Here is a 14,058-nt window from a genome sequence, read left to right as displayed (position 1 = left end):
CGATATCATCATGAAAAAAAATATTATAAAAATAAGTAAAACGGTTGCATTGGCCTTTGCAATAGGAGCATGTAATCCTTTGCAACTGGATGAGATTCAGGATCCAAACAATCCTTCTGTAGGTTCAGTGTCGAATAATGCATCCAGAGAACAAATTCAATTCTTGGTTACAGGTCTTGAGTCCAGACATAGAGGCTATGTGACCAATATTTCTCAAGCTTGGAACACCTTTGGAAGAGAAATTTGGTATTTAAATGCCTCCGACCCTAGATTTCAAACTGATTGGCTAGGACAGAACGGAAGAGTTCCAGATAGGTCTTATTTCGGGTTTGGAAATACAGGTGGAGGTTCGTGGGCCGTTCCTTATCAAGCTATCAAACAAGCCGACGTTTTGATCACAGCTGCAGAAAATACTTCAAATATTCCTGCAACCTCCAAAAGTGCGGTCAATGGTTTTGCTAAAACCATACAAGGATTTCAATTTATGATTCCCGCAAACTTTGTTTATCAAAACGGGATTCGGATTGATGTGAAAGACCCTCTTAATCCAGGGCCGTTTGTTTCATACACAGAAGCATTGGATGCTATTAAAGCTATCTTGGATCAAGGAGAGCAAGACTTGATTGCGGCGGGTTCTGGCAACTTCCCTTTTACCTTAACAAGAGGTTTTGACGGTTTTAATACTATTGATGGTTTACGCAGAGTCAATAGAGCCATTACCGCAAGATTGAATGCCTACAGAAAAGATTGGCAAGGGGTTTTAACTGCTTTAGAAGGTTCATTTATGAATCTCAATGGAAATTTAAACTCAGGCCCTTCCCACCCATATGGCGCATCCCCTGATATATTTAATCCATTGTTTTACGTACCTAATGCAGCAATCAATACCATCATCGTTGTCCATCCCTCTGTGTTGAGAGATGCAACTCCTGGAGATTTACGAGTAGCCAATAAATTCTTACAAAGAACAAACCCCGTAACTGTAACAACCGATGCCGGAGCATTGGTTGGAACTCATCAAGATGCCAGATGGGCTTCAAACACATCTCCAATACCATTTATCAAAAATGAGGAACTGATTCTTCTTAAAGCCGAAGCACATGCAAATTTGAATCAAAGTGCTCAAGCTATTGAAGCTATTAATATCATCAGAAATGCCGCTGGAATTGGAAACTATTCAGGGGCATCAACTCAAGCTGCTTTGATTGATGAAATATTATATCAGAGAAGGTATTCACTTTGGGCTGAACCTTGGGGACACAGATGGATTGATGCTAGACGCTATGAAAAGCTAAGTGAAATTCCAACTAGCTTTGATGGTGGCACTATCTTCACTCAATTCCCTCACCCACAAGCTGAATTGAGCTGGGATCAATATGTGGGAAATTAATTTATTCAAAATTTCAACTAAAGATCGGCACACAAATGCCGATCTTTTTTCTTTTAAAGTGTAGCTGATTTAAACCAATTTCTCCTGACCATATCCCCAAAATCCCCTATTTTTGCCCTTTCATAAAAATCACCAGAGTTCATGTCTACGATTGCCAGCAAATACGATCCTGCATCAGCTGAATCCAAATGGTATTCCTACTGGATGGAGCACAAACTTTTCTCCTCCCAAATAGATCCCAACAAAGAGCCTTACACGATTGTGATCCCTCCACCCAATGTGACTGGGGTGCTACACATGGGCCATATGTTGAATAATACCATCCAGGATGTCTTGATTAGACGTGCTCGTATGCAGGGGAAAAATGCTTGCTGGGTTCCTGGAACTGACCATGCTTCCATCGCAACAGAAGCAAAAGTGGTTAACATGCTCAAAGAAAAAGGAATTGATAAAAAGTCTTTGACCCGAGAGGAGTTTTTGAAGTACGCCTGGGAATGGAAAGAAAAATACGGAGGCATTATCCTGGAGCAACTCAAAAAACTAGGGGCTTCCTGTGATTGGGACAGAACTGCCTTCACTATGGACCCAGGTTTAAGTGACGCAGTTATTTCTGTTTTTGTAGACCTTTATAGAAAAGGTAAAATATATAGAGGAGTCCGAATGGTAAATTGGGACCCCAAGGGAAAGACAGCGCTTTCTGATGATGAGGTAATTACCAAAGAGATTGCTTCTAAACTTTACTACATCAATTATCAAATCGAAGGGAGCGCGGATGAATTTTTGACCATAGCGACTACCCGGCCTGAAACCATCATGGCGGATGTGGCTATTTGCATCAACCCTAACGATCCGAGATTCACCCATCTCAAAGGGAAAAAAGCCATCATCCCTCTAATCAATAGAGCTATTCCTATCATCGAAGATGAATATGTGGACATGGAATTTGGTACTGGATGTCTGAAAGTAACCCCAGCTCACGATATCAATGACTATGAATTGGGAATCAAACATAAATTGGAAGTAATCGATATCCTCAATGATGATGGTACCCTCAACGAAAAAGCCCAAATTCTTGTAGGAGAAGATCGATTTATTGCCAGAAAGAAAATCGGGAAGATGCTGGAGGAAATCAACCAACTGAAAAAAGTTGAAGATTACAAATCCAACGTTGGTCATTCCGAAAGAACAGATGCTGTCATTGAGCCGAAGCTTTCCTTGCAGTGGTTTTTGAAAATGGAGGAAATCACTCAGCCTGCCCTGAAATCAGTAATGGATGACGTGATCCAGCTTCATCCTCCCAAATTCAAAAACATGTATCGTGTTTGGATGGAGAATGTAAGGGATTGGTGTATTTCCCGGCAACTATGGTGGGGACATCAGATTCCAGCCTTTTACCTTCCAAATGGGGAATTTGTGGTGGCTAAAACCAAAGAGGAAGCACTGGAAATTGCTCAGAAAGAACATGACTCCAAGTACACTTTAGAAGATTTAAAGCAAGATGAAGATGTATTGGATACCTGGTTCAGTTCATGGCTATGGCCCATTTCAGTATTTGATACGGATGTCTTTACGACGGGCAAGCCAAATGAAGAACTGAAATATTATTATCCAACCAACGATTTGGTTACTGCTCCTGAGATTTTGTTCTTCTGGGTGGCTAGAATGATCATTGCAGGATATGAGTATTTGGGGGAAAAACCATTTAAAAATGTATACCTAACAGGTATAGTTAGAGATAAATTGGGTAGAAAAATGTCCAAATCAATGGGTAATTCTCCTGATCCTCTGGAGCTCATAGCTCAGTATGGTGCAGATGGGGTTCGAACAGGAATGTTGTTTTCTTCTCCAGCAGGCAATGATTTGCCTTACGATGACAAGTTAGTGGAGCAGGGAAGAAACTTTGCCAACAAAATCTGGAACGCCTTCAGGTTAGTTAAAGGATGGGAAATCGATCCCAAATTGGATGGTTCAGCGAATTCATCTTCCATTGAATGGTTTGAGAACCGATTCAATCAGGCCTTGGCCGAAATCAATGACCATTTCGAGAAATTCAGAATATCCGATGCCTTGATGACTACCTACAAATTGGTTTGGGGAGACTTCTGCTCATGGTATTTGGAGATGATCAAACCGGAATATCAAAAACCAATCGATCAGGCTACCTACAATAAGACCATAGAATTATTTGAAGATATCTTAAAAATCCTTCATCCATTTATGCCATTTATCTCAGAGGAAATTTGGCATCAAATAGAAGAAAGAAAGGTCGAGGACTCCTTGATTTTAGCCAATTGGCCCGAAGTGAAACCCTTTGATACTAAAATCACAGAAGAAGCAGCACAAGTTTTTGAGGTAGTTTCCCAAATCAGAAATTTAAGGGCCTCCAAAGGCATGTCTCCGAAAGAAGCATTGGACCTGAGTATTAATACTCAAAGACCTGAACTTTATACCAGATTTCAGGCTGTATTAGAAAAGTTAGCCAATCTATCTTCGCTTAACTTCGCATCCAAAGTGGAAAATGCCATGAGTTTTGTGGTGAAGGCAGATGAGTGCTTTATTCCTATGGGTGACAGCATTGATATAGAAGAGGAAAAGGCCGCGATTCAAAAAGAATTGGAATACACCAAAGGATTTTTGAATTCGGTGATGAAGAAGCTGAGCAATGAACGCTTTGTAGCCGGGGCTCCTGCCCAAGTAGTGGAAAATGAAAAGAAAAAACAGGCCGATGCTGAGGCAAAAATCAAAGCTTTGGAGGAAAGTCTAGAAAAATTAGGCTGATTGATCCTGATCAGATAGTAAATGTAAATGCTCTCGGAAACATTAAATTCCGGGAGCATTTTTTTATTATTCCAAAAGCCGAACAGTAAGTTTATTTCACTACAAATTGAAATCGAGCTGTTTGAATATGCACCGATACCTCTTCTGGCTGACCTTTTAGCTCTCCATCAATTTGAAAATTGACTTGGTCCAAATTTTCGATTTTACAGGAATCCAACTTCCATATTTTCATGGATTCCCCGATTGGTGTTTCACCTGAAACCAAGCTTTTGCCAACTTCAAAAAGATGCTCTAAACGCTCCACATCCAGCGTAATCAATTCAAACTTCCCATCATCCAAACTTCCTCCAGGATTGACAATCGCGCCTGTTCCAAATCTATCTCCATTGGCTATCAGAAGCATCCTCGTAGAAACCTCCCAATTTCTATCTGTCGTTTTAATCAAATAGCGATGAGGCTCAGTTTCAAATACCTGCGAAAAAGAGCTTTTGATATAGCCCATCATCCCCCTTGTTCCCTGCTCTTCAAACTTCTCAATCAGATTGGCATTAAATCCAAAATCTGCCAAGTGTAAGCAAAGCTCTCCATTGATATCGATGCCATCCACATTTTTTATCTTTAATTGACGTAGTGCCTCCAAGCCATCTTCCAATAAATCGATTCCCAAGCATTTGGCCAAGCCATTCGCTGAGCCTAATGGTAAAATTGCGATGGGAAATTGAGCTTGAAGAGATTCTGCTACCAACTTGACTGTTCCATCACCTCCTGCAACTAACAATAAATTTGGATTATGCTTATTGATCTCTTTCCGGATTTTGTCGGCATCATTTTCACCTGTTGTCTGAAAAATTGATAATTCAGTTTGTTTCAAATGCATTGCAATCCTTTCTGTCAATTCTTCCAAACTGATAGAATCACTTCCGGATTTTGGATTAAAAATTAATAATGCCTTTTGGTCCATTTTTAAATAATTTGAAGCTTCTCAGCCAATGAAATCGCCTCTTGAGTAGATTGTATAAAATGAAAGTCAAGCTCCTCTTCCATTTCCTTCCTTTCTGGAGACTCAGAATGTTTAGGGTGAATTTCACGAATAAAAACCGCCATGACTCTTTGAGGATATTCATGACAAATTTCTGCATAAATTTCCGGATCATGCTGTCCCGAATCTCCAATCAAAATGAATTTCATCTCCGGAAAAAATCTTAAGAGGAAATGAATTTTCTCCAACTTATGCTGATGACTACCACCACCGGATTTCCAGATGTTTTTCAAATTGATATGCTTGTCTTTCAGTAAAATAGGGCCTAATGGAATATTCCTAAATTGAAGAAAATCCCGTATCAAATCAAATAAGGACCAGTCACTGCTGGATACATAAAACATTTCATACCCTTTGTCCCTGACCATTTTTTGATAAAATTCAGAGACCCCGGGAAAAGGTCTTCGGGTATAGGCATTTTTGGAAACCGACAACCAAAACTTCTTCCCAATAGCTGTGGCATGAGATATCAAAATGGTATCATCTATATCTGAAATTAGTCCCAGCTTTTTCTCAATTTTTTGAATCTCCATTTCAGAATCATCACAATTCCATTCAGGATCTTCTGGCTGCACGGACATAGTGACTGTTCCCTCTTCATGAAAAGGTAAAAAGCATTCGAAAACACCCTCATCATCGGTACGGACCCTTTCCATTTTCTCCCCTACCTTCACTTCAACCCAAACTCCGGGAAGACTGCTAACAGAATACCTTCTAATGCTTGCTAAAATATTCTTGAGAGGATTGTTTTTAGCTCTTGGCCTACTTTGCTTATACGCAGAGATGACTCTTCCTTTTACAAAAAGTTCCTGACCATTACTTACTGCCAAAAAAGGTTCAACTTGAATTTTATCCAGTTTCCCGATCCACCGGGTAATTACATTCCAAAAAGCCATGTCAATAAGTTAGTCGAAAGAGGGGAAAAGAAAAAGCCGGGAGAATTTTCCCGGCCTCAATTTAATGTTTCCAATCGTAACTATCCATTTGTTCCAAACAGGCCACCAAGAGTGATATAGAATCAGCTATATCTTTCTTGTGAGCCATTTCTATCACTTGATGTAAGTGTCTTGTAGGAATGGAAATCGCTCCGGCAATTGCCCCTTGTTTCCCCATTCTTTGTACTCCGGCAGTATCCGTACCCCCGGCTGTTAAAATTTCCGGCTGCCAGGTAATCTTCTCTTTATCAGCAGTCTGCTTCATAAACTCCACCATTCTGTAATCACAAATAGTCATGGCGTCCATAATTTTAATCGCAGTTCCTTTTCCTAATTCGGTAACCTTTTCATGCGCCTGCGCTCCAGGCACATCAAATGCAATGGTAGTATCTAAGGCTATTCCAAAATCAGGATTGATTCCATGAGCAGCAACATTAGCACCTCGGATACCCACCTCCTCTTGTACGGTAAAAGTGGCATACACATCATAAGCTGGATTTTTCAACTTTTTCAGTGCTTCGATAAGGATAAACACAGCCACCCGATTGTCTATAGACTTACAATTGACGCAGTCCCCCATCTCAATAAGTTCTCTGTCTCTTGTCACTGGATCCCCAATGGAGATGTATTTTTCAACCTCCTTTTTCGGCATTCCCAGATCAATGAAAAAATCTGTGGTTTTAGGAAGCTTATTTCGCTCCTCTTGACTCATCACATGAATCGGCTTACTTCCCATCACACCAATCAGGTCTTTTTTCCCATGTACAATTACCCGCTGAGCAGTCAAGGTTTTTGGATCAAAACCGCCAAGGGTATGGAATCTCAAAAATCCATTATCATCTATATGCGTAACAATAAAACCAATCTCATCCATGTGCGCAGCCACCATCACTCTTTTACCGTCAGGATTTTTCTTACCCTTTTTAACCGCTATGACATTGCCCAGGTTATCGACTTTGACTTCATCAGCTAAAGGTGTCACCAACTCAATCACTAAATCCCTCACACGCTTCTCAAAACCGGGTGCACCGGCGATTTCGCAGATTTGTTTTAAAAGTTTAACGTTTACGTCCATTTCTCTTGATTAAATAGTCTTTTAAATACTCATTATATAAAACACAAAAGGCGCAAAGTGTTAGCTCTGCGCCTAGGTAAATATTTCTTTGGTTTAATACGCTCTGACAGTCTTTCCTTCCATGAAATTAACAAAAGCTCTGTTCACCACTCTTGTTCCTCCTGTAGTAGGATAATCTCCGGTGAAGTACCAGTCTCCAATATGGTTTGGAGTGCACTTGTGAAGATTTTCTACTGTTTGGTAAATCACCTTAACCTCCGCCTTGATTTCTGGAGTGGTGACGATCTCAGCGATTTTATCAGATACTTCCTGATCGTCGAATGATTCATAGATGCGCTTCACAAAATTCTCTGGTCCAAGAGGGTTGGCGATGCAAGCCTCATATGTCTCATCTAGGATATTCTCCAATTTTCTCTCTTTCAGCAATGCCAAGGCAGCTCTGAATGCGATAAATTCCTTCATTCTTGACATATCAATTCCATAACAATCCGGGAATCTGATCTGAGGAGCGGAGGAGACAATGATAATACGCTTTGGACTTAATTTATCGAGGGTGGTCAGAATACTTTTTTCCAAAGTTGTACCTCTTACTATACTATCATCAATAACCACCAATGTATCAACCCCAGGCTTGATCACTTCATAAGTAGTATCATATACCGAGGAGACCATCACATCCCTTTCGTCATCATTGGTGATGAAGGTTCTCAGTTTAACATCTTTGGAAACCAGTTTCTCAACCCTCGGACGGAAGTTCAATAATTCTTCCAGGTCACCCATATGAGGCTTCCCTTCCAAAAATACTTCTTTCCTTTTGGCAACCAGATAATCTTCCAAGCCTTCAATCATCCCCAAGAAGGCAGTTTCTGCAGTATTGGGAATGTAAGAGAAAACAGTGTTTTTCAGGTCAAAATCAATAGCCTTCAATATCTGAGGAATCAAAGCTTTCCCTAAGCTCTTTCTTTCCTGATAGATATCGGGATCAGTGCCTCTTGAAAAATAAATCCGCTCAAAGGAGCAGGATTTTTTCTCTCTGGCAGGCATAACCTCTGATTCTGCATAAGACCCGTCTTTATTGATAACCAAGGCATGACCCGGTTGAATTTCTTTGATCGCATTGAAGTCGATGTCAAATGCTGATTTGATTGCAGGCTTTTCAGAAGCCACTACGATCACTTCATCATCTGCATAATAATAAGCAGGTCGAATTCCTGAAGGATCTCGTACAACGAAGGATGAACCGTTCCCAATTAAGCCAGCCATTGCGTATCCTCCATCGAAATCTCTGCAGGAACGTCGAAGAATTCTCGCAACATCCAATTCATTTTCAATCACATGTGTGATTTGCTCATTGGAGTATTGATGCTTGTATTTGTCGAAAATTCTTTGATTTTCCTCATCCAAAAAGTGACCGATTTTCTCCATGACAGTAACGGTATCAGTCTTCTCTTTCGGGTGCTGTCCTAGCTGAACCAATTTCCCGAAAAGCTCCTCTACATTTGTCATGTTGAAGTTACCGGCCATTACCAAGTTTCGGCTTCTCCAGTTATTTTGCTTCAAAAATGGGTGGCAAGTTTCAATTGAATTCTCGCCATGTGTTCCGTATCGAAGATGGCCTAACCAAACTTCCCCGGTAAAGGCAATATTTTCTTTCAGCCATTCTCCATCACTAAGTGCATCATGACCTCCTATCTTTTTGGCCTTTTTATATTTCTTGTTGATTTTGTCAAAAATAAAATTGACAGCTGAGGGCTCCACAGACCTATATCTCGAAATGTATCGAGTACCTGGCTGCGTGTCAATTTTAACATTGGCTACTCCGGCACCGTCTTGTCCTCTGTTGATCTGTTTTTGCATCAGCACATACATCCTGTTGGATGCGTAGGCTGCAGTCCCATATTTATCGATGTAATATTGGGGAGACTTGCGGAGCCTGATCATTGCTATGCCGCACTCGTGTTTGATAGCGTCGCTCATTACCTGGGCTTGAGTTTATTTTGACAATTCAAAGTTACAGGTTTTTAGAAGATAATTTGGATTAAAAAAGTTCGGTTTTAATAAAACCGGTTTTTCTTTTTGACTTGTAATAAATACTTACTTTTTTGAATTTGTTTTAAGAGGTTTTTAGGTCATTTTGTCCTTGAATTCCCCAAGAAAAATTGTGGAATCTAAACCAAAAACAGCCTTAAGACTATTTTTTTGGTGCATGGCATAGTAATCGCACATCTTGAATCAAGCTGATATAGATTCAGCCTTCGGATCCGGAAACCGATTTTATAATTATTCAAACCAACATATGAGGTTTATCTCAAGGAAATAAACATCTCTGATCAGGATTTTTATTCTCCAGTTGAGATAACTCATAACCACTTAAACTATCACAATTATGAAAAAGTCAATTTTAATCGCCGCAGCTTTAATGTCTGGAGTTGCAATGGCGGCACCAGTTGCAAACACTAACTTCAGCCCAATAGCTACCGAAATTCAGGAAGCTAAAGTTAAAATAGAACCAGAAGCTCTGCCTGAACCTGTAAAAACAGCAATAGCAACTGATCCTTCTGTCAGCGGCCTAACTATTTGGGAAGCTTGGCAGTGGGCAACTCCTGAAGGAACTTATCAATTCAAAGTTGTCTTCGAAAATGGAACCGAAGACAAACTTTCAAAGAAATATGACCAAGATGGGAATGAAATAAAAGTATAAATTGCTTTTCCCGATTAATTTAAAAGCATCAGATTTATATCTGGTGCTTTTTTTGTTTTAGCTATGCCAACTAGTTGGACTACAAAAAACTATACTGTAAAAAACTATTTTCGGGTTCTTGCCTCTTTTGCAAAATCCATTTGGTCATCCAAAACGTAATAAAAAAAATGAAAAAGATACTCTTGGTAGAAGACGATTTGACCTACTCCAGAATCGTCAAGACATTTTTGGAAAAAAACGGATTTGCTGTAGAAGCATCCACCAAAGTAAAGGATGCTCAGAATATCCTGAACTCAGGAAAATTTGATTTGATTATAGCTGATTTCAGACTTCCTGATGGAACCGGAATGGAGCTGCTTCAATGGTCGAAAAAAGTATTCCCGCAAACCCAAGTAATTCTGATTACACATTATTCTGACATCAGGATTGCAATCAAAGCTATGAAACTGGGGGCATTTGAATACATTACGAAGCCAATAAATCCTGATGAACTTTTAGCCACTGTCAATGAATCTTTGTCTAGTAAATCCAAGACCCCAGAAGCTATAAGTGATGACGCTTCCCCTTCCAAGCCTAATCAAAAATCTGGAAATTCACCTTCTACCAATTTTTATGTCGCTGGAACATCTCCAGAATCTGAAAAACTGGAAAAGCATATCCAATTGGTGGCTCCAACGGATTTGAGCGTATTGATTTTGGGTGAAACGGGAACAGGAAAGGAATTTATCTCTCGTAGAATTCACGAACAGTCCGAAAGAAAAAACGGACCATTTATAGCAATTGATTGTGGAGCTCTTCCCAAAGATTTGGCAGGAAGCGAGCTTTTTGGACATGTAAAAGGAGCATTTACAGGCGCACTAGATAATAAAACGGGGCATTTCGAAGCTGCTCATGGAGGTACTATTTTTCTGGACGAAGTGGGTAATTTAAGTTATGAGGTTCAGATTCAATTATTGAGAGCTATCCAAGAAAGAACCATCCGAAAAATCGGAGGCAATAAGGAAATCAATATCAATGTCAGAATCATTGCAGCCACTAATGAGAACTTATTATTACAAGCCGGAGAAGGTCAATTCCGGGAGGATTTATATCATAGGCTCAACGAGTTTACCCTTCATGCAATTCCTCTAAGAAGAAGAAAAGAAGACTTGGAAATTTTCGCTGAGCATTTCCTGAAAGAAAGCAATCAGCGCATGAATAAATCCATCAAAGGGTTTACTTCTGAAGTTTGGGAAACCTTTTTGGGCTATGACTGGCCTGGAAACCTGAGAGAATTTAAAAATATTATCCAAAGAGCTGTCTTATTAACTACTGGACCTTTGGTGGAAAAAGAGGCATTGCCTGCCGATTTGAATAATCCTGAATTTGCCTTCAGTTCCAATAGACCAAGTAATCCCATGAATCAGGCTCAGGATTTACCTTCTCCAAGAGATTATAAAAGCCAGTGGATTGAGCAGGAAAAAGAATTGATCCAGCAAGTGCTGCAGGATACGAAATACAATAAATCAAAGACTGCCCGAATTCTCAAAATGGATAGAAAAACCCTTTACAGCAAAATGGAAAAATATGGGCTGAATTAAGAAGTAACGGGGGCTTTGGATTCGATCACTTTGGAAAGTTCTTCCAAAAGCTCCCTAATTTTCTCTTCAAGTTCAACCAACTGATTATTTATACCCTGCTGATTTCCAAGCTTCAGTTTATTTTCAATTTTTCTAGCCAAGTCCCCGGACTCAGATTTAATCTGACCCAGTCTGCTTCCCAATTGATGGCAAATTTCCAAAATAACCTCATAGCGCTCATTGAGTCTAGCTTTCTGAAGCTGTTCTAGGTTTTTTCTGGACTCCTGAATCAGGTCTTTTAAAATATCTTTTAGCAATGCATCATCCCCCATACAAAACTTATTGAGATCTCTCAAATCAAAAAGGGAGGTTTCGACAGGCTTTTCTTGCTGATTTTCATTTTTGATCTCGTGTACTGCTTCAGGAAACAATCTTCCTAAAACCAAAACCAAAGCTTTCTCCTGAAATGGTTTGAACAAAATATCACTAAACCCCCGCTTAAACATCTTCTCCTTCTCTTCTACAAATACATTTGCCGTCATTGCCAAAACTGGCTGACCTTTATAGCTAGTGTGATTTTTTAGCATATCGATCACATCAAAACCTGAAAATTCAGGCATTTGAATATCCAAAATTGCCAAATCGAAATCCAAACCTTTAAAAGTATCTCGGAATGAAGCCCCTCCTTCATAGAGGACAGTTGAAGCCCCAAAATAGCTGAGAATCTGTGATAAATATTGAATACCAACTGGATCATCATCCACCAGTAATACTTTTTTGCCTGTCAAATCCAGTCCAAACTTCTGATCATAAATAGGTTTATTCTGAGGAGCTTCCACAGCTTTCATGGGAAGAATTACCTTCATACAGGTTCCTTTATTCTCCTCGCTCTGTGCCTCTATACTTCCGCCCATTAAAGTGGTCAATCTATGCACAATAGCCAATCCTAGACCCGTACCTCCATATTTTCTGGAAATGGAAGTATCGGCTTGATCAAATTCTCTAAAAACCTTGGAAAGTACTTCCTCACTCATTCCAATTCCACTGTCCTCCACCTCCACAGTTAGGGTACCCTCTCCCCAATGCACCCGAACCTCAATCCAGCCTTTGGAAGTGAATTTAAATGCATTGCTCAATAAATTATTGGCAATCTGCTTCAATCTCAATTGATCCCCCAACAGCCATTGATTGGAAGGCAATTGAATACTCCATCTGAAATCCAAGTTTTTCTCCTGGGCTTTTAGGTCAAAAAAGTCCTGAAGGGAAGAAAAAAGTGATTCAGGATCAAAAGCTTCTTTTTCCAATTTCAACTTACCTGCCTCCAGCTTTGAAAAATCGAGGACCTCATCTACAATCTCCATCAAAGTCTCGGAAGCAAAGCCAATCATTTTCAATTGTGATTTTTGCCTCTCATCCAATTGACTCTTCTCCAAAACAGATCTATACCCCTGAATTACATGAAGTGGGTTGCGGATTTCATGACTCATATTTGCCAAAAACTCCTGTTTTGACCTTGCCAGTTGTTCTGACTTTTGTCGGGACGCTTCCAGGTTTTCCTGATATTGACGGTTGATTTTTATCTCCTTCAAAATAGAGTAAACCATAAAGCCACTGCCAATTACGGCCAGAACCACAATCACAATTAAGAAAAATGTCACATCGTAGGCTAAACTGTAGGCTTCAGAGTTTTTTTCCTCAGACTCTTCTAAAATTCTTTTTTGCAAAACTCCCAACAGTCCCTGAATAGTGGAAATCACTTCACTTTGCTTGATAGAAAGATCAGTTTCCATCTGTGCCAAGTTCTGTCTTTGCCTGCTTTCTTCCCGGTAAATCTGATTGATCACCGCTCGGATGTTGTATAAAATACTATCCAAAGTACTGGAACCTGGAGCAGCACTTCCCTTCGAATTCTGATTAATGAACCCTAGGAGTTTATCAATTTCCGGCGATTTGGCGATCTGTGGAGAAGTAGGATTGATTTTACCCACGCTATTTTTTCCCGCACTAATAGGCGCCACTGAGGAGGTCTGCCTTAATTCATTGATAATGGCATCTCTGGGGTTTAATTGTTGGAGAGGTTGATTTTCCAGAATCTCCGCTCTTCTTCTAATACCAATCTCTACTTTTTTGAGTGCCTCTCTTGAAAAATTCCTGTTGGCTAGATTACTTTTTACTTCGTAAAGGTTTTCATACCCTTGAATCAATGAAACTAAATTAGCTCGGATCAATTGAACCTCTGTTAGTTCAGAGGTATCAGCCGCCAATGATTCCAAAATGTCCAGTTTGGATTCCAGAAAATTCAAGGTGGAGTCTTTGATTCTAAAATCTCCTTCAGGTCCTAACCGCTCAATTTGAGTGATTTGGATAATTTCTGCCTGAAGTTCATTGAGTGTATTGAGCTTTTGGTTGGGTTCGGAGAGTTGCCCCATTGTCGCCAAAAGACGATTCAGAGTATAATAAGTCAACCCTGCTACTCCAATCAGAAAAATGGCAGCTAAAAAGAAGCCGATAATTACTTTCCCGGCTGTTATAACATTGGGCGTTTTTTTAGTCATAGCTCGCCCTTAAAGACCAAGAACTA

General features: G+C 39.9%; 9 protein-coding genes. 4 read left to right on the top strand and 5 right to left on the bottom strand.

Annotation, left to right across the window (positions count from 1 at the left end; translation table 11 throughout):
* The first annotated feature begins 10 nt into the window (after nucleotides 1-10).
* Both FL972_RS17140 and FL972_RS17135 read left to right on the top strand, forming a co-directional pair.
* Nucleotides 11-1,390 carry a RagB/SusD family nutrient uptake outer membrane protein gene (locus tag FL972_RS17140; RefSeq protein ID WP_144607221.1) on the top strand — a complete coding sequence of 460 codons (1,380 nt, stop codon included), beginning with the start codon at nucleotides 11-13 and terminating at the stop codon, nucleotides 1,388-1,390.
* Nucleotides 1,391-1,531: 141 nt separating this feature from the next.
* Nucleotides 1,532-4,168, top strand: coding sequence for a valine--tRNA ligase (locus tag FL972_RS17135; RefSeq protein WP_144607220.1), 2,637 nt, complete (start codon nucleotides 1,532-1,534; stop codon nucleotides 4,166-4,168).
* 91 nt (nucleotides 4,169-4,259) lie between these two features.
* Here the strand turns inward: FL972_RS17135 and FL972_RS17130 are convergent, their stop codons facing one another.
* From FL972_RS17130 to FL972_RS17115, 4 genes are all read right to left on the bottom strand, one after another.
* Complete coding sequence (locus FL972_RS17130) at nucleotides 4,260-5,129, bottom strand: diacylglycerol/lipid kinase family protein (RefSeq protein ID WP_144607219.1); 870 nt, start codon at nucleotides 5,127-5,129, stop codon at nucleotides 4,260-4,262.
* A 2-nt stretch (nucleotides 5,130-5,131) separates the two neighbouring features.
* Nucleotides 5,132-6,103, bottom strand: coding sequence for an App1 family protein (locus FL972_RS17125; RefSeq protein WP_144607218.1), 972 nt, complete (start codon nucleotides 6,101-6,103; stop codon nucleotides 5,132-5,134).
* 61 nt (nucleotides 6,104-6,164) lie between these two features.
* Nucleotides 6,165-7,217: a M42 family metallopeptidase gene (locus FL972_RS17120; RefSeq protein ID WP_144607217.1), complete on the bottom strand. Its 1,053-nt coding sequence runs from the start codon at nucleotides 7,215-7,217 to the stop codon at nucleotides 6,165-6,167.
* Nucleotides 7,218-7,310: 93 nt separating this feature from the next.
* Nucleotides 7,311-9,194 carry an amidophosphoribosyltransferase gene (locus FL972_RS17115; protein ID WP_144607216.1) on the bottom strand — a complete coding sequence of 628 codons (1,884 nt, stop codon included), beginning with the start codon at nucleotides 9,192-9,194 and terminating at the stop codon, nucleotides 7,311-7,313.
* A 409-nt stretch (nucleotides 9,195-9,603) separates the two neighbouring features.
* On the opposite strand from FL972_RS17115, the gene FL972_RS17110 reads away from it, so the two are divergent.
* Together FL972_RS17110 and FL972_RS17105 are read left to right on the top strand one after the other, a co-directional pair.
* Entirely contained in the window at nucleotides 9,604-9,918 is a 315-nt protein-coding gene (locus FL972_RS17110; RefSeq protein ID WP_144607215.1) for a hypothetical protein, read from the top strand.
* A gap of 167 nt (nucleotides 9,919-10,085) precedes the next feature.
* Nucleotides 10,086-11,498, top strand: a complete 1,413-nt coding sequence (locus FL972_RS17105; RefSeq protein WP_144607214.1) for a sigma-54-dependent transcriptional regulator — start codon at nucleotides 10,086-10,088, stop codon at nucleotides 11,496-11,498.
* On the opposite strand, the gene FL972_RS17100 is transcribed toward FL972_RS17105, so the two are convergent.
* The gene (locus tag FL972_RS17100) at nucleotides 11,495-14,032 is read right to left on the bottom strand and encodes a hybrid sensor histidine kinase/response regulator (protein ID WP_144607213.1); all 2,538 of its coding nucleotides are present in this window, start codon (nucleotides 14,030-14,032) and stop codon (nucleotides 11,495-11,497) included. The two genes, FL972_RS17105 and FL972_RS17100, sit on opposite strands and share 4 nt — an antisense overlap.
* Between the last annotated feature and the right edge of the window lie 26 nt (nucleotides 14,033-14,058).

It is taken from the genome of Algoriphagus algorifonticola (assembly GCF_007655305.1).
GTDB lineage: Bacteria > Bacteroidota > Bacteroidia > Cytophagales > Cyclobacteriaceae > Algoriphagus > Algoriphagus algorifonticola.
Note: the sequence above shows the minus strand (reverse complement) of the source record. Positions and strands in the feature narration are given on the sequence as shown.